We start from the raw sequence: 22,258 nt of genomic DNA, 5'->3' as shown, positions 1-22,258 counted from the left end.
TGGTTAACGAAAAATATACCTGGGGCAGGTGAAGCCCAATCATTGTAAGGAGTATGTAAATGTCTAGCTTTACAGTTTTAACTCTCGCACAACAAGCCCGACTCGATTATCGGCTAATGCGCCTTAATAGCCCGAAAGCGCCTGCTGATGCGCCTAGTCTGCATCCGGATAATCCGACGTTGCCAGATGAGCCGGATGATGCACCTAATCAACTACCTGCCGGGCTTCAGGGGTTGCCGCTTAAAGTGAATATTCCACTATTTGCTGACTCGGCAGATCCTAATGGCATAGTCGGATTTGTCCGGCTGACGTGGGACGGCAGCGATATATTTGACCCGTCTGCCCGGAAAAACTATACAACCCCTGTGGGTCCCAGCGAATTTCCTTTTGTATTAACTCTGCCGGGAGGAATTACTACCACCCCGGGGAGACACGAATTGAGTTATGTCCTCAATCACGGCGGTAACACAGATGAAGTGGGTACGCTGGTAATAAATATAGACACGCAAGCGCCCACCCCCAATGGGATGGTGAGAGTCCCTCCTGAAGTAGACCGTGATGGCATTACCAAAGCTTACCTGGATGCTAATGGCTTTGTCCTTGTCACTATTCCCGACTATGGGACCAAAAAAATTGGCGATAAAATCGAGGCTTATTTTGGAACCTCGTTGCCCACACCTACGCTCATTGGTGAGATCACCCGCACAGACACCACAACACCGATTACTTTCGAACTGACGGCGGAGAAGGTCGGTACGGAAGAGGGCGAAAAGTCGATTTTTTACTACCTGACTGACCGAAAAGGCAACAGAAGTGCAGTTTCACCCTACAAAAGACTTAACGTGATCCTGACGGACCCTCCTGTCGGTTTGTTGCCACCGGATATTCCACAGGCTGCTGACGGGATCGATCTGGAGGATGCCTACCAGGGGGTAGGTGTCGGTATTGTGGCTGAGTACACCAATTACCTGCCAGGCGATCAACTGGAGGTGACCTGGGATGGACAGAAGTTGTCACCGGTAACCATTCCCGGGTTTCCGTTTCATCACATCGTGCCTTTTGCGATTGTGCGGAACCGTGGGGATGGCCCTGTAAACGACGTAACCGCTAGTTATCAAATCGTGCGAGGTACCGCACGTCATCCGGCGGTGCCACCTTCCCAGGATAATATTGCCGTTGATCTGAGAAAACCTGGGCCTGAAAACCCCGACATTCCACCTGGGACGGTGAACCCTGCTCTAGCGTTGGTTACTGTTCAAGGGGCCGTCACGACTGATCCCAATAAATTGACCATTGACGACGTGGGCGAGGATGCCACTGCCAGTGTGCTTATTTATGACGAGTATAAAACTGGCGACGTGGTGCAGCTTTACTGGAAAGGTGTTGCGGTACCCGAGGCTACATTGCCGGCTCTCGGGGGCGTCTATAGAGTGTTGGGCACCGAAGATCCTGCGTTCAGAATCCCGTTCCAGATTCCTTGGGCAGTTATTGATGCAGGCGGAAACGGTGACAAACTTCCTGTTCATTACACCATCGCCCACTCCCTCAATGACAATATAGATACTTCGCGACCTCAAGAGGTTAACGTCCTTATCCGGCAAGGCATTGTACCGGGTGTTACATTTCAGCATCTTGATCCGGACTTCACAGACTGGCTGAATTGTAAGTCGTTGCGCCAGGATACCGTCAGAGGCACTGTTGTCGAAGTCGTGGTCGCGGGCGGGGAACCGCAGTTGGCTGGCCAGGATATTGTTTTTACCTATCAGGGCTATACGGACTCCGCCGGGACTGTTGTAAAGCCAGGGACTAATCTGGACGTCACATATAGACCTACTGCCCAAGAAGCCGCTGATGGGTTTGTCGTAAAAATCCCCTATGAACCTTTCAGGGTGACAGAGAGTGCCTGGGGTGCTGTTAGTTATGTCGCTAACATAGATGGCTTTCCCGTTCCTTCAGTTCGGCATCTGGTTAGAGTCCATATGAGACTTGGGGCCGGTGGGACTTGCCCTGTACCAGGACTTTCCTGACTGCCGGGAGCGATGAGGGGGGCCACTGCATGTGGCTCCCTTTTTTTGACATCATTTTCTGTGGCGGTGTTCAGTTTGGTGGGCTTTATGGGGTATGGGTTTGATTGGGATTATAAGCATGTAGGACTTTTCAGTCATTCGTGGAGATTATTCCTACATTTTTCGGTAGCCCGTGACTGTATCGTTAGCGGCTCTCGCAGTGCCTTCAGCTATTTTTGCTTGTGGATGAACTTGATGATGCAAAAGGAGATGAACACCATATGAACGTTAATTATATTGTTTTTTTCTCGCGGGTACCGGCGCGTGTTTTAAGAATACTGGTAGTGATACCAACACTGTTTTTACTGAGTTCGTCCCTTTTTGCGGCGACGATCGTCGATAATGGCGAAACGAAGGATATCGACTCCTCAATCCCGTCCATTGACTATCTGGTGCGTAATAACAGTACTCTGAACTTGACTGGCGCGACCACTAAAAGTGTTACCGTTCAATCAGGGTCGACGCTGAACATCAACGGTGCAACCATCGTTGCTGATAGCGGTGCCACGGGTATTTTGATCAATAGGAGCCAAGGAGTTATCAATCGGGCCATCGTGACCAGCGATTTCATCGGTCTGACACTGAACCGACCGAACTCATCTACGCAGGGCTCGAGGGCGTCTGTCACGGACAGTCAAATCTATGGTGGTGAAATCGGTGCCCAGGTCACTGGTTTGAGTACCCTGGAGCTGATCAACACCGATGTGACAGGTACTGCCGCAGACAGCATCGGTTTGAGTATTCTCGGCGGCGATGTACGTGCGACCGCCGGCAGTCTGATCAGCGGTGGGTCTACCGGTGTGCGGATGGCTAATGATCCCGCCAGAGTTGGGGCTAATTCGCTGGTGCTGGATAACTCGAGTGTGGAAGGGCGTAGTGGCTCGGCGATTCTGGTTGACAGAGGGATAACCACCAACATCGAGGTCTTGAACAACTCGACCCTGATCGCCGGCAACGGCAACCTGCTGGAGGTGCAGGGCGCCTCGACCGCGGCGATGAAGGTCGCTAACAGCACGCTCGACGGCAATGTTCGGGTCACCGCCAACAGCACGGCCAATCTCACTTTCGACCAGGGCCGGATGACCGGTGACGTTCTGGTCGAGGACGGCAGTTCTGCCAACGTCACCCTGCAGAATCAGTCGGTGTTCACCGGCAGGCTGGACAAGGTCAACGGCGTGACGATCAACAGCCAGTCGAACTGGAACATGACGGCCAACGACAGCGTAGGCGCCTTGGCAATGAACGGCGGGACAGTGACTTTCGGTGCCGCCGACGCGCCCAATGCGTTCTACCAACTGAATGTCGGCACCCTGGCGGGTAACGGCACGTTCGCCATGAAGGGTGATTTCGCCACCGGCGATCATGACTTCCTGAATGTCACCGGTGTGGCCGCCGGCACCCATGGTCTGCTGGTCCAGGCCTCCGGTACGGATGCGGTCTCGCCTGAGCAATTGCACCTGGTGCATACCGCGGCAGGCGATGCACATTTCTCGCTGGTCGGCGGCCCGGTAGACGTCGGTACCTGGACCTATGAGCTGATCAACAGACCCGGCGAGTCGGGGGCCAACGACTGGTACCTGGATCCCACTACCAACATCAGCCCCGGTGCCCGCTCGGTACTGGCGCTGTTCAACACTGCACCGACGGTCTGGTACGGCGAGCTGAGTTCACTGCGCAGCCGCATGGGCGAGTTGCGGTTCAACGGCGGCCAGTCCGGTGCCTGGGTACGGACCTACGGCAATAAATACAATGTGGCCGATGGCTCGGGCGTCGGTTATCAGCAGACTCAACAGGGTTTTTCCCTGGGCGTCGATACGCCGCTCGGCGACGGTGGATGGCTGATCGGTGTGCTGGCCGGGCACAGCAAATCCGATCTGGACCTCAATCGCGGGACTTCCGGGACAGTCAAAAGCTATTACGTGGGGCCTTATGTCACCTGGCTGGACTCCGATAGTGGCTACTACTTCGATGGCGTGCTCAAGTTCAACCGTTTCCATAACGAGTCGAAAGTCGGCATGAGTGACGGCACTCGCTCCAAGGGCAATTATGACAACACAGGTGTGGGTGGCTCGGCGGAGTTCGGTCGGCACATCACCTTCGACAATGGCTCCTTTATCGAGCCGTTCACCCAGCTGTCGGCGGTGATGATTTCCGCCAGAAATTATGATTTGAACAACGGCATGCATGCAGAAGGCGATCGGACCCGCTCGTTGCTGGGCAAGGTCGGCATGACCGTGGGCCATAACTTCGAATTGAGTGGCGGCCGCGTACTACAGCCTTATGTGCGCGGGGCGATGGTGCATGAGTTCGCCAAGCGCAATGAGGTTCAGGTCAACAACAATGTGTTCAACAACGACTTGTCCGGCTCCCGTGGCGAATTGGGTCTGGGGGTGGCGGTTTCATTGTCCGGGAATCTGCAGGTGCATGCCGATTTCGATTATGGCAAGGGTGAGCATATAGAACAGCCGTGGGGCGCGAACGTGGGGCTGCGTTTAAACTTCTAACTGGCTTTTTGGTCCACTGTAGGAGCAGCCGGTCGACGCTCGATTGCTCGCGATGGTCGTTAACGATAACGCGTGTTTACTGACTAAACGCGGCGCTCTTGAGTCCATCGCGAGCAAGCTCGCTCCTACTGAACGGCATTGCGTCGTAATGCGAGGCTTTTTCGATACATCGGCCTTTGCCATTTCTGTCGCTACATCGGTTCCGGCGGCCCGATCAATCTCCCCATCACCCCGAACAATCCCAATTCCTTGATCACTTCCAGCTCGCCCTGGGTCTCGACCATCTCGGCAATCAACGGCAAATCAATGCTGTTGGTCGCGCGGAAAACGGCTTCGATGAACAGGCGTTTGTCGCTCTGCTGGTCGATGGCGCGGATGTAACTGCCGTCGATTTTCAGGTAGGCCAGGCCGAGGTGGGTGAGGTTGCCGATCTGGCTGAAGTTGCCGCCAAAGTGTTGCAGGCCGATCCGGTAATCGGTGGCCTGAATGCTTTGGCTCAATTGCTGCAGTTCGTCCGGTGGTGGCAGTTGGCGTTCGTCGAATTCCAGAATCAGCAGCGGCGCGAGATCGGGGAGACCTTTGAGCAGGGCGAGGATTTGTTGCAGGTGCGGCGCATCACGCAGGGTACTGCCGGAAAGACTCAGCGCCAGTGGCCATGGGTGTTCGGCGAGGTATTCCAGGGTGTGTTCGAGCATGGCCAGGTCGAAGCGCGCCGACCAGCCCAAACGCTCGATCCATGGCAGGAAATGCCCGGCGGCAATTGCCTCGCCCTGCGGATCGAGCAGGCGGGCCAGTACCTTGTGATGCAGCACCTGGCTGGTATCGGCGCATTGCACCACCGGTTGAAAGTACAGCTGCAGCTTGCCGTGGCTGAGGGCGTCATCGATCCAGTTGCGCCAATCGTGTTGGGTCTGATTCAGTGCGCCACTGTTATGGGGCAGGTGCACCCATGGCCGCTCTGGATGATGGGTAGCCTGGGTCAGCGCCTGATCGAGCTGCAGCCATAGGTTGCTGGCAGTCTCGCCCGGTTCATAGCCGACGATCCCCAAATGGGCGACCGGCATGCAATCGCTCGCCCCGGTCAGGCGCAGGTTCTCCAGGGTCGCGCTGATTTCGCCGGCAAGGCGTGCCGCGTCTTTGCTGTCGAGGCCCGGGGTCAACAGGCTGAACTCGCCACCACGGTTGCGCGCCGCCAGCCAGTGACGGCGATCTGTTTGCTGGATCATGCGTTTGAGCAACTCGCCGATCGCGCTGATCAGGGCGTCGGTGCGCTGGCCGCCGAGGCGTTGGTTGAGACCGGTCAAATCGTTGACTCGCAGCATCAACAGGTGACCGGCGCTGCTTTGTTCGGTGACCAGTAACTGGTCGGCGAGTTGTTCGTCCAGCAGACGCCGGTTGGCCAAGCCGGTAAGGCCGTCCAGGTAGGACTCGGCCCGCAGTTTTTCGCTGCGGGCGGCCTCTTCGGCAAACAACGCCTTGAGCTTTTCGACCATTTGATTCATGGCCAGCACCACGCGCCTGAGTTCCGGGGTGCGGGGGAGCTTAGGCAGGCTGAGGAACTCGCGCTTGCTGATGGCTTCGGCCTGTTTGACCATGCTGTCGAGCGGGCGCAACTGTCGGCGCAGCAGCCAGCCGCCGAACACTGCGCTGAGCAACCCGCACAGCAGCAACCAGACCAGGCTGCCAAGGGTGCTGTCCCAGAGTTTCACCAGGGCGAACTGCGGATTGCTCAGTACTTCGACCCGCGCGGCCTGTTCCCAGCCGCGCATGATCAGCGCATCGCCACCTTGCGGGCGCAGGTTCACCAAGCGCACGAACCAGTCCGGTAGGTCCTCGGCAACGGTCGGTGTACTGCGTTCCACCAGAACCTGTTCATCCACGATATTCACCACCCGGATGCTGGTGAAGTAACCGCTGTCGAAGATCGAGCTGACCATCAGTTCAATCATCGCGGGATCATCGATTTGCGTGGTCAACGACAGCCCCAGTGCAGTGGCGGCGTCCTGGGCGTGGGAGCGCAACTGGCCGAGCATTTGCTCACGGGAAGTCTCCAGGCTGACAAAAAAACTGCCGCTGAACGCCACCAGCAGGAACAGGCAAATGGCGAGAAACAACTGTTTGTGTAGCGACATATAGCGCTCCTTGGTTGTTGGCGGCGTTAGCCATCACCCACGACAAAACCTTCGGTCCGCATCTTTCTCAATACGTCTTGCCAGCGCGAGAGCTTTTTCGAATCGCTGCTGCGTTTGCCACCGTTCGCGCCAGGCAAGTACAGGCCTTCGGCGTTGAAGGCGTACACCGGGAGCAGGTCCTTGCGTTGGGAGGCAGGGCGAATTTCGTCGATCAGGTTGTCCAGCACCAATGGCTCGGCACTGGCGCTTGCGTACCAGGTCAGCACCATATGCGCCTGGTTGCTGGTCAGTGCCTTGACATAGGTGATGCGCAGTTTTTCGCTGGGCACGCCAAGGTTGCGCAGGCTGAAGTATTTGGCGAGGGCATAGTCTTCGCAGTCGCCCGCGCCCTTGATCAGTGATTCGACGGGTGTGGCCCAATAGTCGATTTGATGCCAGATACGCGTGTCGTCCTGGAAGCTCAGTTGCTGGTTGAAGAAGCTATTAACGGTGCGCAGTTGCTCGAGTTCCGGTTGTTTCGCTGCGCTTCGCAGCATCTGATTCCAGGCCTCGATCCGTCCTTTGGCCGGGCCGAGGGCGCCGTAGCGTTGCTCGGCGGTTTGCAGAATCAGCGCAAAATCCCGGTTCGCCCAGGCACTGCCCAGGCCGGCTAGCAGAAAACCCGACACAAACAGCCATCCGCCGAGCCGAAGTCGGAGCGTTGACCATCCTGGACTACGCGGACTACGGGACATGTCTGGCTGCCCAAGTGCAGATTTCTGAAGTTTAGGCGGTGTTTTATGAAAGGGCGGATAGATTGTCGGTTGGCGAGGGCGGCACAATAAAGAGCCAGCCTCAAGGTCGATGCAGGGTCTTCTGCCGCAGAATGTAAACCGTCACCAGCACCGCGCTGGTCAGCATGAAGCCGCGAGCCCAAGGCAGGGGGACGAGGTAGCAGGACAGGCTAATGCTCAGCCACATCAGGCCAATGGCGTAGATCTTGCCTTTGAGCGGGATGCCGTTGCCGTCGAGGTAGTCGCGGATCCATGGGCCGAGCCGTGGATGCTCAACCAGCCAGTGATAGAAACGCGGCGAACTGCGGCCGAAACAAGCGGCTGCCAGCAGCAGGAAGGGGGTGGTGGGCAATACCGGCAGGAAAATCCCCGTCACCCCCAGCACTACGCTCAGCCAGCCGATGGCCAGCAGAAGGTAACGCAGTACCAGGGGGCGATTGCCTATGGGCTTGGCCATAGGCAAGGACTCAGTGGTGACGAGGCTTGAGAATGGCCGGTTTTTCGTCTGGTGCGTTGCACAGCAGGTACAACGCGGTCAGCGCTTCAGGGATCTGGACGATCATGTCGTCCATCAGGTTGGCATCGCTGGCGATGTCGGAGAATTCAGGCTGTTCATCGAACAGACCGGAACCGACCATGATCGGCAGGAGCATCTCGCTGACTTCGTCCTCGGCGGTTTCGAACCAGGCCGCTTCGCGCAGGAACACGCCTTCCATGAAGCCGATGCACCAGCCGCGAAGCTCGGAGTCATCCGGGTCTTCGCCGAGGTCGAGATCGCACGGCAGTTCGAAGTCTTCATCGGACGCCAGCTGACGGGCGATGTGTGCCTTGAGCAGCACCAGAGTGGCTTCGATCGCTTCACGTTCGGCGTCGTCGCTGTAATGCGGCTCCTCGGCGAACAGGGCGTCGATCCACTCGCGCTCCGGAACCTCTTCGGAACAGATCGATAGCGCAGTCAGATAGCCGTGGGCGGCCACATAGTCCAGCGCCTCGTCATGCAGCTCGTCGGCGTCGAGGAAGACTTGCAGGCGGGTTAGTTGCTCAGCGAAGGACATTGAAGGGCTACCTTGGGAATATACGATGCTGAATTCTAGGCCTTCTTGAGCGCTCAGGCCAGCCGCAGGGCAGATTTGCACGGTTTATGTGGGAGCGAGCTTGCTCGCGATAGTATCGACTCGGTGTATCAAACCGACCGAGTCGTCAGCATCGCGGGCTATTCGTCACCGGCACCCAATGCCTGGGACCGCTCGGGTATACTGCCGCGTTTTGTAATGCCCTGCAGCTGTTGCGACGAATCGGGACAAATCCGCTTACGGATTTTTCCGTGAAGATCGTGAGGTTTTCATCCAGCCTGCACAGAGGGATATTCGGCGATATTTGGAGTTTTTCATGCTCGAACAGGCTCAGCGCGTTCTCAAGGACATCTTCGGCTACGACAGTTTTCGTGGCCGTCAGGGTGCAATCATTGAGCGCGTAGCCAGCGGCGACGACGCTCTGGTGCTGATGCCTACCGGCGGCGGCAAGTCGTTGTGTTTCCAGGTCCCGGCGTTGTTGCGCGAAGGTTTGGCGGTGGTGGTATCACCGTTGATCGCGTTGATGGACGATCAGGTCGCGACGCTGGAAGAGCTGGGTGTTGCCGCCGCCGCCTTGAATTCGACCCTGAGCGCCGAACAGCAGCGCGATCTGGCGACGCGAATCAAACGCGGCGAAGTGAAAATGCTCTATCTGGCCCCCGAGCGTCTGGTGCAGCCACGGATGCTGGCGTTCCTGCAGAGCCTGGAAATAGCCCTGTTCGCCATCGACGAGGCGCACTGCGTTTCTCAATGGGGTCATGACTTCCGTCCGGAATACCTGCAACTGGGGCAATTGGCGGAAATGTTCCCCAACGTGCCGCGTATCGCCCTGACCGCTACGGCCGACAAACGAACTCGCGAAGAAATCGTCAATCGTCTGCATTTGCAGGACGCCGAGCGTTTCCTTTCGAGCTTCGACCGTCCGAACATTTTCTACCGCATCGTGCCCAAGGAGCAGCCGCGCAAGCAGTTGCTGGCGTTCCTGTCGGAGCGGCGCAGCGATGCGGGCATTGTCTATTGCCTGTCGCGCAAGAAAGTCGACGAAGTGGCCGCCTTCCTGTGCGAGCAAGGCTATCCGGCGCTGCCGTACCACGCCGGACTGCCCAACGAGACACGGGCTTTCAACCAGAAGCGCTTCCTCAATGAGGAAGGCCTGATCATGGTCGCCACCATTGCCTTCGGCATGGGCATCGACAAACCGAACGTACGTTTTGTCGCGCACCTCGACTTGCCCAAGTCTCTTGAGGCCTATTACCAGGAAACCGGTCGCTCCGGCCGTGACGGTTTGCCCGCGGACGCCTGGATGGCCTACGGTCTGCAAGATGTGCTGATGCTCAAGCAGATGCTGCAAAACTCCGAGGGCGATGAGCGCCACAAGCGTCTGGAGCAGCACAAGCTCGACGCCATGCTGGCACTCTGTGAAGAGACCCGCTGCCGGCGTCAGACCCTGCTGGCGTATTTCGACGAAGACATGCCGCAACCCTGCGGTCACTGCGACAACTGCGTCGACGGCGTACAAACCTGGGACGCCACCGAACCTGCACGCCAGGCGCTTTCGGCAATCTACCGCACCGGCCAGCGCTATGGCGTCGGGCATCTGGTGGATGTGCTGCTGGGCAAAGACAACGAAAAAGTGCGCGGCATCGGCCATCAACATCTTTCTGTGTTTGGTGTAGGCAAGGCGCGGACCGAGGGTGAATGGCGCTCGCTGTTCCGGCAGCTGGTGGCTCGTGGTCTGGCGGACATCGATCTGGAAGGTTACGGCGGCTTGCGCTTGAGCGACAGTTGCCGGCCGTTGCTCAAGGGCGAAGTCAGCCTGGAACTGCGCCGCGATCTCAAGCCGCAAACCACAGTGAAAAGCAGTACCAGCCAGGCTAGCCAGCTGGTGCGCTTTGAGGAGCGCGAGCGATGGGAAGCCTTGCGCGCCCTGCGGCGCAAACTGGCCGAAGAGCATGGCGTGCCGCCGTACGTCATCTTTCCCGATTCGACCTTGCTGGAAATGCTTCGCAGCCAGCCGGGCTCCTTGTCGGAAATGGCCAGGGTCAGTGGTGTCGGTGCGCGCAAACTGGAACGTTACGGCAAGGCCTTCCTCGAAGTGCTGGGCGGCCAGGCCGAGGCACCGAAAGTGGTCGCCGATATTCGCCACGAGCTGATCACCCTGGCCCGTGCGGGCATGACGCCGATGCAGATCGCCGGTCAGTTGCAGTGCTCCGAAAAGAACGTCTACACCTTGCTCGCCGAGGCTATTGGCAAGCAGCAGTTGTCATTGGAGCAGGCGCTGGACCTGCCGGAAGATCTGCTGGGTGAAATCCAGGACGCGTTCCTTGACGGGGAAGGGGAGCTACCGCCTGCCGCAGAGGTTATCGAACTGTTTGCCGGACGGGTTCCCGAGGGCGTTCTCTATTGTGTGCGCGCGGCTTTGCAGTCGGAATTCGAGATCTAAGTGAGCGGTTTCATAGATGTAACGATTCAGTACATAGCAAGCCTTGCCTCGAGCGAAGGGTCATGCTTAGCTGACTAATAATTAGTTTTTCTCTATTTCAGTCTAACCATGAGTGTTTTATGCCGTTAACCGATCAACACCGTTTTGGCATGCAGCTGGCGCAGATGTCTCGAGGCTGGCGTGCTGAACTGGATCGCCGTCTGGCCGGGCTTGGCTTGTCCCAGGCTCGCTGGCTGGTGCTGCTGCACCTCGCCCGTTTTAACGAAGCGCCGACTCAACGTGAACTGGCCCAAAGCGTGGGGGTCGAAGGACCAACATTGGCCCGCTTGCTCGACAGTCTGGAGACTCAAGGGCTGGTGCAGCGCCAAGCGGTCGTTGAAGACCGCCGGGCGAAAAAGATCGTTCTCTGCGCTCCGGCCCGGCCGTTGATCGAACAAATTGAAACCATCGCCACCGCGTTGCGCCACGAACTTTTCGCCGGCGTCGACGAAGAAGATTTACGTGTGTGCATGCGGGTTCATGGGCACATTCTGGCCAACCTGGAAAAATCTTGAGGCATTACCAACAGGCGGACTTTTGAGATTCAGCGTTTGGCAGACTATAAGAGTTAGCAGTGTTCGTGCAGGACGCATGAACACCCGCAGATTTTCAGTTATCCAAGGGATGCTCATGCTCGAGAGTTTGCAGTGCGCATTGCGCGGTTCCGTCAGATTGAACGCCTCTGGAAAAAACCCCCGGCTGCGCAAAATGCGTTCGCTGTTAATGGCCTGCGGGGCTTTGTGTTACTCGGCACTGGCCCCGGCCTTGGGGCTGGGTGATATCACGCTGCATTCGGCGTTGAACCAACCGCTCGATGCCGAGATCGGACTGGTGGAGCCAGGTGATCTGGCCGAAGGTGAGTTGTCCGTGAGCCTGGCGACGGCCGAGGAGTTCAGTCGCGCCGGCGTCGAGCGGGTGTTCTTCCTCAACGACTTGCGTTTCACCCCCATCCTGCGGGGCAATCGCAGCGCGATTCGGGTGGTGTCGAACAAGCCGGTCAATGAACCTTTCCTGAATTTCCTGGTGCAAGTGAATCAGCCTAACGGGCGTTTGCTGCGTGAGTACACGGTATTGATCGATCCACCGGGTTCACCGGGGATCGTTTCCTCTAACGAGCCAAGGCAAGATTCGTCAGCCAGTCGTCAGCCATCTGCTGCGGCCCGGCAGCAAACAGCTCCGCCTGGCCCGCCACCGCCGGCTCTGCAAGGCAAACGCTACACCGTGGTCAAAGGCGACAACCCGTGGATTATCGCCAGGCGTTTGCATGACGCCGGTAGCAAAGCGTCGACCAACGAGCTGATGCAAGGCATCCGTGCACTCAACCCAGGCAGCGAACGTCTGGCTGTTGGTCAGAGCCTGTTGCTGCCCGATACGGCGGTGCAGCCTAAGTCACCCGGATCTGCAGACGACACTCAATCAACTGCCGTGACAGCGCCTCAGGAGCAATCCGAATCCACTTCCGAGCAATTGGCCGCCAGCGTGCTGGAGAACCAGCGTCTGCAAACAACCGTCGACGATCAGCAAACCAGACTGCAAGCCCAGGACAAGCAGATCGCTGCCAGCCAGAAAAAAATCATCGACCTGGAAACCCGATTGGCCGAAGTCGACAGGCTCCCTGCCAGTCCTGCCGTGCCTGCCGTGCCTGCCGCTCCTGCGCTAACAAGCCCGCGGCCCGTCGCACCGCAGGCTGAAGAGTCTGGCGGACCGAACTTGCTGGTGGTGGCGGGGCTGGTGGTGCTGTTATTGCTGTTGATGCTGGCATTCTGGGTGCGCCGTCAGCGGGATCAGGCTCAAACGACGCCTGAGCCCTTGCCCGCGCAGCCTGTGGCCCGTGACTCACGGGTTAGCCCAGTGACGCCTCACGTACCGGAAAATACCGGCGATGAAGCGAGGTCAGCACAGAAAACCGCGGCACCGCGTCGGGAGCCCGCGCAAGTGTCCGATGTCCTCGAGGGGGTCAATCTCTACGTTGCTTACGGCCGCCTTGGCGAAGCCGTGGGTATTTTGCGCGAGGCTTTACTCAAGGAGCCTGAACGACTCGATCTGGGTATGCGGTTGCTGGAGGTCCTCGGGCAGCAGGGCGATGCTGTCGGGTATGCCGAGCAGGAGAGCCGTTTGCTCGAATCAGGCGTTAGCGCCCAGGCCCTGCAAGACACTCGTGCGCGCTTTACGAAACTGTCGGCAGCGCCGACACAAGCGCCTTCGACACCGCCTGTTTTGGCTGAGGTCGAGGCTCCGGCACCGGCCAGTTCCGCGCAGGATGAGTTCCAACTGAATCTGGATGACCTGTCGTTAGAGTCGGACTGGGACTTGATCAGCCCGTTCGATACCACGCCGCCGATGCGCAACTCTCCCGTCACCGATGAGCCGCCCGGCTTCGACCCGACCTTTACGTCGAACTTGAAAGAGTTGCCTGAAGTATTCGAGATCTCCGACGAGCAGTTTCTGAGCGACTTCAGTGAGCCCGAACCCGCGCTGCCCTCGACGTCGGAGATAGAGGCACTGGACGAAGTCTTTCTCGATAGTTTCGCCAACGCGCCGCAGGAGTTGGAGATCGAACCGTTATCGATGGATTTCGACACGCAGGAGCGCGAGCCGACCTGCGCCGGTAAACTGGAGCAGGCCCAAACCTGTATCGACGACGGCGATCTGGACAGCGCCATTCGTTTGCTCACGGAGTTGCTGGAGGAAGGCGGCGAGCCGCTGCAACAGACGGCGCGTAACTTGTTGGCCAGTATTCGTTAACGTTCATGCTTCTGATTCTGGACCTCGATTGACTGTGAGGTCCTCTTCGCGGGCAAGCGAACGTCGCCCGGCCCTTCCCACAAATATCGTTGTCCCCCCTGTGGGAGCGGGCTTGCCCGCGAAGACTGACTGCCTATCAACACACCTCTCCAGATTAAAGGAGTTCGCCTCACCATGACTGTCACCAAACCGGAAATCGTCATCACCTACTGCACGCAATGCCAATGGCTGTTGCGCGCCGCCTGGCTGGCTCAGGAACTGCTCAGTACCTTTAGCGATGACCTGGGCAAAGTTTCCCTGGTGCCCGGTACGGGCGGGATCTTTCACATCACCTGCAATGGCGTTCAAATCTGGGAGCGCAAGGTCGACGGTGGTTTTCCCGAGGCTAAAGTACTCAAGCAGCGGGTTCGCGATCAGATCGATCCGGATCGCGACCTTGGTCATAACGACCGCAGTGAGTGACGGCCAATCAGTGCGCCGCCGCAGTTTCAGAGTTTTTTTTGCTCACGGCGCCATTGCCCAGACTGCTGGAAACCACGATAGCGATAATGATCAAGGCGCCGCCCATGAGCATGCGCAGGGTCGGATTTTCACCAAACAGCAGCCAGGCAACGCTGATGCCGTAGACCGGTTCCAGGGCAAATACCACCGCAGCAGTGCGCGCCTTGATCACCGCGAGGCTGGCGACGAACAGGCTATGGGCGACGCCGGTGCAGAACACCCCGAGCAAACCGATCCACAGCCAGTCGATGGCGCGAACTTCGGTCAATCCTGGCGCAGCCACCGGCAGCAGGCACAGGGCGACCACCACGTTCTGGCACAGTGCGGCCTGTACCGCCGGAATCCGTCCTGAACCGGCACGGTTGGTCAGCGACAGCAGGGCGAACAACAACCCCGAGCCCATAGCCCAGAGCAAGCCACTGGTGGCTTCGCTGGCGAGGTCGAAGTCCGGGGTAACCAGGACCAGGCCGATACTCACCAGCACCACCAGCAGGATTTCATTGGCGCGAATCCGCTCGCGGAAGATCAGTCCTTCAAGGATCACGGTAAAGGCCGGGAAGCTGGCAAAGCCCAGGGTTGCAATCGCCACACCGGCAACTTTGACTGCGATGAAAAAACTCACCCAGTGCCCGGCCAGCAACAGGCCGCTGAGCAGCAGACGGCGCCAGTCGGCGGCCTCAAGTCGCTGCCAGCGCGTGTTGCTGGCGAAACGGGCGAAGAACGCCAGCGCAATGACGGCGAATGCGGCGCGGCCGAAGACGATAATGGCGGGCGAGGCGGCGGCAAGTTTGCCGAACACGCCGGTCAGGCCGAACATCAGTGCGCCGATATGCAGGGCGCCAAGGGCGGTACGCGGAGTCATTGCAGTCCTTGATAAACGTGTTGAACGTGGAAGACGACGTTAGAGACCAACGCCGTTCCCCGACACAATGAACGTCCTTCTCATGTGTGTCTGTCGCCATCCTCGCGTTATTTGTCTCAGACCTCGCGGCGCAATGTGCCGGGCGAGGCGCCGAACTCGCGCATCACCGCTGCAGCGAACGCGCTCTGGGAGCTGTAACCGACTCTGTTGGCGACTTCGCCAATTGGCAGCGCGGATTCGCGCAACAGTCGCACAGCGATATGCAGACGACGACTGCGAATATAGTCCATCGGTGTCTGGCCGCATTCGGCGATGAATCGCGCGTGCAGGCGTGCGCTGGACAGGCCGGCGACGCGGGCGAGGTCGGCGACTTGCAGCGGGTAGGCGGCGTATTGATCGATATGCGCGTTCAGCGCGGCATAGGGCAAACGTCGACCGCCGACGCTGTTCGGCGCAGCGTTATTGAGGCTGGCCAGTAACAGAACCGCGCCTTGCTGGGCGATCAATGGGTCATTCATCGGGCTGCCTGCCAGCCAGCTCACTAACTGGCTTTGCCCGGCGTTCAGGGGCTGCCGACCGGGGTTGTCGAGCAGGCGGCGGCTGGCATCGGCGTGGTCGCCCAAGGATTGCGTCACCCAGTGATCGCTGGGTACATCCAGCACCAGGCAGCGGCTGCCGTTCGGGCTGCCGCAGGTGTGATGGGCGTCCGAGGGGACCACCACGAAGCTCTGCTGAACCACCTGGCTACCGTGGCCCTCGACTTCGAAGTCGAGCTGGCCCGACAGGCCGAACACCAGTTGTGCGTGTTCATGGCTGTGGACGATCAAGTCGTGGCTGTATTGGCGTAGCGTGAGGATCGGTCTCATCGCAATCTCCCTGGCAGATCGGCAGTCTACACCGACACCACTCAGGCTTTCGCTGTCATCAGACTGCCGTATTAGTGTCATGGGCTATTAATCGCTCTGGCGCAAGCTCGCAAAAAATACCGAGGAGGTTGCCCATGACCAGCGCTGAGCTCGCCAAACCCAGCCGTAAGCAACGCGTGCGCACGTTGTGGATTTCCGATGTGCATCTCGGAACCCGGGATTGCCAGGCGGAGCATTTATCGCAGTTTCTCAAGGGCTACCACGCGGATCGGGTCTATCTGGTCGGCGATATCATCGATGGCTGGAAGCTGCGCAGCGGCATGTACTGGCCCCAGGCGCACACCAACGTGATTCGCCGTTTGCTGACCATGAGCAAGCGCGGTACCGAAGTGATCTACGTCACCGGTAACCACGATGAATTCCTGCGACGTTATTCGAAGCTGATCCTGGGCAATATCCAGTTGGTGGACGAAGCCGTGCACGTCACCGCCGATGGCCGGCATTTGCTGGTGATCCACGGCGATCAGTTCGACGTGATCACTCGCTATCACCGCTGGCTGGCGTTTCTGGGCGACTCGGCCTACGAGTTCACCCTGACTCTCAACCGCTGGCTCAATCACTGGCGCGCGCGGTATGGCTACGGCTATTGGTCGTTGTCGGCGTATCTCAAACACAAGGTCAAAACCGCGGTCAGCTTTATCAGTGACTTTGAAGAAGCCATCGCCCACGAATGCACCAAACGCGGGTTGCACGGGGTGGTCTGCGGGCATATTCACCATGCCGAGATCCGCAAGGTTGGCGAGGTGGATTACCTCAATTGTGGTGATTGGGTGGAGTCATGCACCGCATTGATCGAGCACTGGGATGGCTCGATCGAACTGTATCGGTTGGCCGATGCACAGGCTCGGGAGGCGCAGTTGAAGGCGGAGTTGGTGAAGGTTGCAGAACCGGGTTGAGGAATCAGTTGTCTGTTCCGACGTCATCGCGAGCAAGCTCGCTCCCACACTTGATCTTCGCCGATCACAAAATTGATGTACGGCGAAAATCCAATGTGGGAGCGAGCTTGCTCGCGATGGACCGCGAAGCGGTCCCGATGTCTGCAACCGGGTGAGCCTAAAACGGCACTTTGCCGAGGACCATGTCGCGGTACATGACGAAGTCGCCGAGCAGGCTGTAAAGCGGATGGCGAAAAGTCGCGGGGCGATTCTTTTCGAAGACGAAGTGGCCGACCCAGGCGAAGCTGTAACCGGCCAGGGGGAGCGTCCACAACAACAGCCAGGCGCCTTTGGCAATGGCAACCGCCAGAATGAAAATCACCAGGCTGGTGCCGATAAAGTGCAGGCGGCGGCAGGTGCTGTTGCTGTGCTCAGTTAAATAGTAAGGGTAGAACTCAGCAAAGCTATTGAAACGCTTGATGTTTTCCACGACTGCGATCTCTGTGGTGATTGTTCCGATAGTCAGATGTTCTGCGGGTAGCTTATTTGAGTCTAGAGTCATCAGTGGCAGCAGCCAGTGACAATAGGCGCCACTTTAGTATCCTTGGAAATTGGCCGTGGTAAGCGGCTCATCATGTCAGTAAACGCCATGAGCGAACGAACGACTTCTGCAAGCTGGGCGATGGGGATTGTCAAAGCACTGGAGATGGACGGCCTGGATTGCCGGGTATTGTTCAAACAGCTGGGACTTGACTACAGGGCGCTGGAAGACCCGGATGCGCGATTCACTCAGGACTCCATGACGCGACTTTGGCAGCGTGCCGTGGAGCTGTCCGGTAACCCGGCGATCGGCTTGAACATGGGCAAGGTGGTGCGACCGGCATCCTTTCATGTGGCCGGTTATGCCTTGATGTCGAGCCGGACCCTGGCCGAGGGTTTCCAGCGGTTGGTGCGTTATCAGCGGATCATCTCTGAAAGCGCTGACTTGAGCTTCGGTCTTCTGCCCGAAGGCTATGCGCTGATTCTGACCGTGCATGGCGACCACCTGCCGCCGACCCGGCAAAGTGCCGAGGCTTCGCTGGCCTGTGCGCTGGCACTATGCGGCTGGCTGACCGGGCGTACCCTGCAGCCGCGCAAGGTGCTGTTTCAAGCGGATCACCCCGCCGATCTCGAACCCTACAAACAAGCCTTTCATGCGCCGTTGGAATTCAACGCCCCCTACGACGCGTTGATTTTCGAACAGGCGGACATGGAAGCGCCATTGCCGACGGCCAATGAAGCGATGGCGTTGTTGCATGACCGGTTTGCCGGTGAATATCTGGCGCGGTTCTCTGAAACCCGGGTGACCCATCAGGCGCGGCAGGTCTTGTGTCGACTGCTGCCCCAAGGCGAACCCAAGCGTGACACGGTCGCGCAGACCCTGCATGTGTCCCAGCGCACCCTGCAGCGGCGTTTGCAGGAAGAGGGCACCAGTTTCCAGACGTTGCTCGACGACACCCGGCGTGAACTGGCCGAGCAGTACCTCGCGCAGCCTGGCATGACGCTGCTGGAAATCGCCTATCTGCTGGGGTTCGCTGACCCGAGCAACTTCTTCCGGGCTTTTCGGCGCTGGTTCGATGTCACCCCCGGCGAATACCGGACGAGGCTGATGGACGCGTCAGCGTTACTCAATGACGCCAAAACGCCGGAATACACAGCACGAACACGGTAATGATCTCCAGTCGGCCGAGCAGCATGCCGAGCGAAAGAATCCACTTGGCCGCATCCGGCAGCGTGGCGAAGTTGCCGGCCGGGCCGATGGTTTCGCCCAGCCCCGGGCCGACACCGGAAACCGTGGCGGCGGCGCCGGTCAGGGCAGTCATCCAGTCCACACCGAGCAGCGATAGCGCCAGGGCGATCGCGCAGATGGTGATGGCAAAGAAAAACGAGAAGGTCAGAATCGAGCGGACGATTTCTTCGTCGAGACGGTGGCCGTTGTACTTCTGTTTGATCACCGCTCGCGGGTGAATCAACTGATTGAGGTTGGCCTTGAGCAGGATGTAGGCGACCTGAAAGCGGAAGATCTTGATCCCGCCGGCGGTCGAACCGGAGCAGCCGCCGACAAACCCCAGATAGAAAAACAGCATCAGCGAGAAGTTGCCCCACAGGCTGTAGTCGCCCAGGGCGAAGCCAGTGGTGGTGACCACCGAGGTCACGTTCAACGCCACATGGCGCAGCGCTTCCAGCCAGTGCAGCTGGGTGGTCCACCAATACCAGGTGCCGAGTACCAGCCAGGTCACCAGCAACATGCCGAGCAAGCCTTGAACCTGCTCATCCTTGATCAACGCCCGACGATTGCCGCGCAACGTGGCGACATACAGGGTGAACGGCAGGGCGCCGAGAATCATGATGACGACCGCGACCCAATGCACCGCAGGCTCCGGCCACTTGGCCAACGACTTGTCGGAGGTCGAGAAACCGCCGGTGGAGATCGCTGACATCGCATGGTTGATGGCGTCGAACAGGCTCATCCCGGCCCACCAGAACGCCAGGCTGCCGAGGATGGTGATGCCGACGTAGGCGCCGACGATCAGCCGGGCCACCATGTGCGAGCGCGGCATGACTTTCTCTGAGCGGTCCGAGGATTCGGTCTGGAACAGGCGCATACCACCGATTCGCAGCAGCGGCAGAATCGCCACCGCCATACCGATAAAGCCGATCCCGCCGAGCCAGTGCAGCAGCGAGCGCCACATCAGAATGCCCGCAGACATGTCGTCCAGGCCGCTGAGCACCGTGGCGCCGGTGGCGGTGATGCCGGACATGCTTTCGAAAAACGCGTCGGTGTAACTGATGCGTTGGGTCAGCAAAAACGGCAGCGCGGCGAAGATGCACACCACTACCCAGCTGCTTACGGTGAGCAGGTACATGTCCCGCGGTCGCAGATGAATGTGCTCGGGACGTCCTGGAATCACCAGGGCCAGACCGGCGACAAAGGTGATCATGCTGGCCCAGAGAAACGATGGCAGATCGCTGGTGCGTTCGAAAATCACCAGCGTCGCCATGGGTATGACCATGCTGATGGCCAGGGTAATCAGGAAGATGCCGATGATGAAACCAATGATCCGTAAGGTCGGCAACGCCATGAAGTCCGCTCGGGCTGATAAGGGAAGGGCGCCATTCTACCTGCGGGGCAGGGCATGTAAACCGGCATACATAAGGCGGTTGCAGCTAGAATGGCCGGACATTTTTCTCAGGAGGTGGCCGATGCAGGCTCTCGACGCTTTGCTCAACCGTGTTTCCGTGCCGCGATTGCTCGACCCGGCGCCCACTGCGGCGCAACGGGAGGCTCTGTTTGGCGCGGCTTTGCGCGCTCCGGATCACGGCCAGCTGCGGCCATGGCGCTTTCTGACGGTCGAAGGCGCGGCCCGCGAGCAAATGGGTGAGCTGTTGGTCGAAGCGGCGCAGTTGCAAGGTGGCGAGGTGACCCAGGCTGCACTGGACAAGGCGCGCGCCATGCCGATGCGGGCACCGTTGGTGGTGGTAGTCATTGCGCGTTTGCAGGATCACGCCAAGGTGCCGAAGTCGGAGCAACGGTTGGCCGCCGGCTGCGCCGCTCACGGTATTTTGCTGGCGGCCTATGCCCAGGGCATCGGCGCGGTGTGGCGTACCGGTGAATTGTCCTACTCACCCCATGTTGCCAAAGGCCTGGGTTTGGCCGAGGGCGAAGAGGTGATTGCCTTCCTGTACCTCGGTACGCCGCAGAACGAACCGCGCACGGCACCGAAGGTGGATATTGCCGAGTTTGTCAGCGCTTGGCCGGCCAAGGTCTGATTGTCTATGTGGCGAGGGAGCTTGCTCCCGCTCGAGCGCGAAGCGGTCGCAATCCAGCCGACGCCATATGCTTGACACAACGCGGTGACAGGTTTTAGGGCTGCTGCGCAGCCCAGCGGGAGCAAGCTCCCTCGCCACAGGTTAGGGTTGAACTACAGCCCCAGGCACCAATGGCAAATCCAGGCTGGCAATAAATCCGCCTTCCGGGTGATTGGCCAGTATCAAGCTGCCGCCATGGCGTTCCGCTGCCCGGCGGGCGATGGCCAGCCCCAGGCCATGTCCCGGCGCGGTCTGTCCCGGCGCGCGGTAGAAGGGTTCACCCAATTGACTCAGGTGCTCGGCTTCAACGCCGGGGCCATGGTCGCGCACGCTGATGACAATTCTTTCCCCTTGGCGCAACGCCAACATTTCAATCGGCTGCCCCGCCGGATTGAAGCGCTGGGCGTTGCGCAGCAGGTTATCCAGCGCGCGCTCGATCATGGTCGGCCAGCCTTTGAGGCTCAATTGTGATTCGGCCTCGACCCTTACGCTTTGCTCTGCGAAGTTGAGCTGGGCGTCTTTTTGCAGGTTGTTCAGCAGCCCGTTGAGGTCAATCTCTTCGGCGTTGGCGTTATCGGCATCGACACGCGCCAGCACCAGAATTTCACTGATCAAGGCTTCCAGGCGATCACACTCGCGGGTCAGCCGTGGCCAGAGTTTTTCCCGCTCTTCGGGGCCGGCGCGTTCAGCCAGGGCCAAGGCAATACGCAATCGGGCCAAGGGTGAACGGAGTTCATGGGAAACATCGCGCAGCAATTGCCGCTGGCTGCCGATCAGGCTTTGCAGGCGTGCGCCCATGCGGTTGAAATCGTTGGCCAGCACGCCGAACTCATCGCGACGGTTGGCCAGTTTCGCCAGGCTGTTTTGTTGATAGGTGGTCTGGCCAAGATCGTGCACCGCGCCGCGCAATCGGCTAAGGGGACGGGTGATGGAGAAGGTCACCAGCAAACTGAACAGGGTCAGCACCACGAACGCGATCCCCAAGGCGCTGAGTGGCCAAAGCAGACTCTCACGGTGCCAGGTAACCAGCTCCGGGTGTGGAATTCGGTAGATCAGCAGGTAGGTTTCGCCGGTTTTCGGACTGGTGTATTCGTCAGTCAGACGGCGCCACGGCAGGCGCCGGTCCTCGTTGTTTCGCCGTGCTTCGAAGGCCGCTGCGCGACGCGGAAAGGTGCCATGCACCACCGGATCGCCACTTTCATTGAGCACCTGAACATCGATGCGATACTGGCGTTTGCGTTGCTCCAGAAGATCCTGAGCGGCATCTTCGCCTTGGGTCTCGAAGGTTTGCGTCCAGTCTTCGGCCAGGGTCTTGAGACCGGGGTGGCGACTGAGGATCCAGGCGTCCTGGTTCAACATGTGCCCGAGCAGGAGCGAAAGCCCTGCAACCAGAGCGATGGCCAGCCAGAAACTGGCCAGGATGCGCCAGAACAATGAACGCACGGGAAGTCCTCAAACAAGGAAAGCCCA

Annotated in this window: 18 protein-coding genes; 9 read left to right on the top strand and 9 right to left on the bottom strand. The window is 59.0% G+C overall.

Features of this window, described 5'->3' with window-relative positions:
* Nucleotides 1–59 precede the first annotated feature (59 nt).
* A complete protein-coding gene (locus AC3I0A_RS19495) occupies nucleotides 60–2,027 on the top strand; it encodes a hypothetical protein (RefSeq protein WP_489373939.1) in 1,968 nt (655 codons plus the stop codon).
* Between the two features lie 260 nt (nucleotides 2,028–2,287).
* Nucleotides 2,288–4,570 (top strand): autotransporter outer membrane beta-barrel domain-containing protein, encoded by a 2,283-nt coding sequence (locus AC3I0A_RS19490; RefSeq protein ID WP_489373937.1) that lies wholly within the window; start codon nucleotides 2,288–2,290, stop codon nucleotides 4,568–4,570.
* A 191-nt stretch (nucleotides 4,571–4,761) separates the two neighbouring features.
* Here the strand turns inward: AC3I0A_RS19490 and lapD are convergent, their stop codons facing one another.
* The 4 genes from lapD to AC3I0A_RS19470 all read right to left on the bottom strand — a co-directional run bounded on the left by lapD (nucleotide 4,762) and on the right by AC3I0A_RS19470 (nucleotide 8,530).
* Nucleotides 4,762–6,702: a cyclic di-GMP receptor LapD gene (gene lapD, locus AC3I0A_RS19485; RefSeq protein WP_489373935.1), complete on the bottom strand. Its 1,941-nt coding sequence runs from the start codon at nucleotides 6,700–6,702 to the stop codon at nucleotides 4,762–4,764.
* 26 nt (nucleotides 6,703–6,728) lie between these two features.
* Nucleotides 6,729–7,436 (bottom strand): cysteine protease LapG, encoded by a 708-nt coding sequence (gene lapG, locus AC3I0A_RS19480; RefSeq protein WP_489373933.1) that lies wholly within the window; start codon nucleotides 7,434–7,436, stop codon nucleotides 6,729–6,731.
* Between the two features lie 100 nt (nucleotides 7,437–7,536).
* Nucleotides 7,537–7,932, bottom strand: coding sequence for a YbaN family protein (locus AC3I0A_RS19475; RefSeq protein WP_489373932.1), 396 nt, complete (start codon nucleotides 7,930–7,932; stop codon nucleotides 7,537–7,539).
* Between the two features lie 10 nt (nucleotides 7,933–7,942).
* Nucleotides 7,943–8,530, bottom strand: coding sequence for a UPF0149 family protein (locus tag AC3I0A_RS19470; protein WP_489373930.1), 588 nt, complete (start codon nucleotides 8,528–8,530; stop codon nucleotides 7,943–7,945).
* A 334-nt stretch (nucleotides 8,531–8,864) separates the two neighbouring features.
* Here AC3I0A_RS19470 and recQ point away from each other — a divergent pair, with 334 nt between their 5' ends.
* The 4 genes from recQ to AC3I0A_RS19450 all read left to right on the top strand — a co-directional run bounded on the left by recQ (nucleotide 8,865) and on the right by AC3I0A_RS19450 (nucleotide 14,237).
* Complete coding sequence (recQ, locus tag AC3I0A_RS19465) at nucleotides 8,865–10,991, top strand: DNA helicase RecQ (RefSeq protein ID WP_489373928.1); 2,127 nt, start codon at nucleotides 8,865–8,867, stop codon at nucleotides 10,989–10,991.
* Nucleotides 10,992–11,110: 119 nt separating this feature from the next.
* A complete protein-coding gene (locus AC3I0A_RS19460; RefSeq protein ID WP_489373927.1) occupies nucleotides 11,111–11,545 on the top strand; it encodes a MarR family transcriptional regulator in 435 nt (144 codons plus the stop codon).
* Between the two features lie 193 nt (nucleotides 11,546–11,738).
* Nucleotides 11,739–13,775, top strand: a complete 2,037-nt coding sequence (locus tag AC3I0A_RS19455) for a motility hub landmark protein FimV (RefSeq protein WP_489373926.1) — start codon at nucleotides 11,739–11,741, stop codon at nucleotides 13,773–13,775.
* Nucleotides 13,776–13,949: 174 nt separating this feature from the next.
* The gene (locus AC3I0A_RS19450; RefSeq protein ID WP_489373924.1) at nucleotides 13,950–14,237 is read left to right on the top strand and encodes an Rdx family protein; all 288 of its coding nucleotides are present in this window, start codon (nucleotides 13,950–13,952) and stop codon (nucleotides 14,235–14,237) included.
* A 7-nt stretch (nucleotides 14,238–14,244) separates the two neighbouring features.
* Here AC3I0A_RS19450 and AC3I0A_RS19445 read toward each other — a convergent pair whose 3' ends face one another.
* On the bottom strand, nucleotides 14,245–15,138 hold the full coding sequence (locus tag AC3I0A_RS19445) for a DMT family transporter (RefSeq protein WP_489373923.1): 894 nt from the start codon (nucleotides 15,136–15,138) through the stop codon (nucleotides 14,245–14,247).
* 116 nt (nucleotides 15,139–15,254) lie between these two features.
* The gene (locus AC3I0A_RS19440) at nucleotides 15,255–16,004 is read right to left on the bottom strand and encodes a helix-turn-helix transcriptional regulator (protein ID WP_489373922.1); all 750 of its coding nucleotides are present in this window, start codon (nucleotides 16,002–16,004) and stop codon (nucleotides 15,255–15,257) included.
* A 134-nt stretch (nucleotides 16,005–16,138) separates the two neighbouring features.
* Here AC3I0A_RS19440 and AC3I0A_RS19435 point away from each other — a divergent pair, with 134 nt between their 5' ends.
* Entirely contained in the window at nucleotides 16,139–16,960 is an 822-nt protein-coding gene (locus AC3I0A_RS19435; protein ID WP_489373920.1) for a UDP-2,3-diacylglucosamine diphosphatase, read from the top strand.
* A 157-nt stretch (nucleotides 16,961–17,117) separates the two neighbouring features.
* On the opposite strand, the gene AC3I0A_RS19430 is transcribed toward AC3I0A_RS19435, so the two are convergent.
* The gene (locus AC3I0A_RS19430) at nucleotides 17,118–17,429 is read right to left on the bottom strand and encodes an Mpo1-like protein (protein WP_489373919.1); all 312 of its coding nucleotides are present in this window, start codon (nucleotides 17,427–17,429) and stop codon (nucleotides 17,118–17,120) included.
* Nucleotides 17,430–17,588: 159 nt separating this feature from the next.
* Here AC3I0A_RS19430 and AC3I0A_RS19425 point away from each other — a divergent pair, with 159 nt between their 5' ends.
* A complete protein-coding gene (locus AC3I0A_RS19425) occupies nucleotides 17,589–18,650 on the top strand; it encodes an AraC family transcriptional regulator (RefSeq protein ID WP_489373917.1) in 1,062 nt (353 codons plus the stop codon).
* Here AC3I0A_RS19425 and AC3I0A_RS19420 read toward each other — a convergent pair.
* The gene (locus AC3I0A_RS19420) at nucleotides 18,607–20,061 is read right to left on the bottom strand and encodes a TrkH family potassium uptake protein (protein WP_489373915.1); all 1,455 of its coding nucleotides are present in this window, start codon (nucleotides 20,059–20,061) and stop codon (nucleotides 18,607–18,609) included. The two genes, AC3I0A_RS19425 and AC3I0A_RS19420, sit on opposite strands and share 44 nt — an antisense overlap.
* Nucleotides 20,062–20,182: 121 nt before the next feature.
* On the opposite strand from AC3I0A_RS19420, the gene AC3I0A_RS19415 reads away from it, so the two are divergent.
* Complete coding sequence (locus AC3I0A_RS19415; protein ID WP_489373914.1) at nucleotides 20,183–20,749, top strand: nitroreductase family protein; 567 nt, start codon at nucleotides 20,183–20,185, stop codon at nucleotides 20,747–20,749.
* A gap of 141 nt (nucleotides 20,750–20,890) precedes the next feature.
* Here AC3I0A_RS19415 and AC3I0A_RS19410 read toward each other — a convergent pair whose 3' ends face one another.
* The gene (locus AC3I0A_RS19410) at nucleotides 20,891–22,231 is read right to left on the bottom strand and encodes a sensor histidine kinase (RefSeq protein ID WP_489373912.1); all 1,341 of its coding nucleotides are present in this window, start codon (nucleotides 22,229–22,231) and stop codon (nucleotides 20,891–20,893) included.
* Nucleotides 22,232–22,258: the final 27 nt, after the last annotated feature.

This window comes from Pseudomonas sp. KH_024_B2 (assembly GCF_057839965.1).
This window is presented reverse-complemented; position numbering and strand designations above follow the sequence as displayed.

Coding starts and splice junctions, on each gene's coding strand:
- recQ (WP_489373928.1), top strand. CDS start 8,865: ATGCTCGAACAGGCTCAGCGCGTTCTCAAGGACATCTTCGGCTACGAC.
- AC3I0A_RS19470 (WP_489373930.1), bottom strand. CDS start 8,530: ATGTCCTTCGCTGAGCAACTAACCCGCCTGCAAGTCTTCCTCGACGCC.
- AC3I0A_RS19475 (WP_489373932.1), bottom strand. CDS start 7,932: ATGGCCAAGCCCATAGGCAATCGCCCCCTGGTACTGCGTTACCTTCTG.
- AC3I0A_RS19440 (WP_489373922.1), bottom strand. CDS start 16,004: ATGAGACCGATCCTCACGCTACGCCAATACAGCCACGACTTGATCGTC.
- AC3I0A_RS19420 (WP_489373915.1), bottom strand. CDS start 20,061: ATGGCGTTGCCGACCTTACGGATCATTGGTTTCATCATCGGCATCTTC.
- AC3I0A_RS19445 (WP_489373923.1), bottom strand. CDS start 15,138: ATGACTCCGCGTACCGCCCTTGGCGCCCTGCATATCGGCGCACTGATG.
- lapG (WP_489373933.1), bottom strand. CDS start 7,436: ATGTCCCGTAGTCCGCGTAGTCCAGGATGGTCAACGCTCCGACTTCGG.
- AC3I0A_RS19495 (WP_489373939.1), top strand. CDS start 60: ATGTCTAGCTTTACAGTTTTAACTCTCGCACAACAAGCCCGACTCGAT.
- AC3I0A_RS19450 (WP_489373924.1), top strand. CDS start 13,950: ATGACTGTCACCAAACCGGAAATCGTCATCACCTACTGCACGCAATGC.
- AC3I0A_RS19435 (WP_489373920.1), top strand. CDS start 16,139: ATGACCAGCGCTGAGCTCGCCAAACCCAGCCGTAAGCAACGCGTGCGC.
- AC3I0A_RS19460 (WP_489373927.1), top strand. CDS start 11,111: ATGCCGTTAACCGATCAACACCGTTTTGGCATGCAGCTGGCGCAGATG.
- lapD (WP_489373935.1), bottom strand. CDS start 6,702: ATGTCGCTACACAAACAGTTGTTTCTCGCCATTTGCCTGTTCCTGCTG.
- AC3I0A_RS19455 (WP_489373926.1), top strand. CDS start 11,739: ATGCGTTCGCTGTTAATGGCCTGCGGGGCTTTGTGTTACTCGGCACTG.
- AC3I0A_RS19415 (WP_489373914.1), top strand. CDS start 20,183: ATGCAGGCTCTCGACGCTTTGCTCAACCGTGTTTCCGTGCCGCGATTG.
- AC3I0A_RS19425 (WP_489373917.1), top strand. CDS start 17,589: ATGAGCGAACGAACGACTTCTGCAAGCTGGGCGATGGGGATTGTCAAA.
- AC3I0A_RS19490 (WP_489373937.1), top strand. CDS start 2,288: ATGAACGTTAATTATATTGTTTTTTTCTCGCGGGTACCGGCGCGTGTT.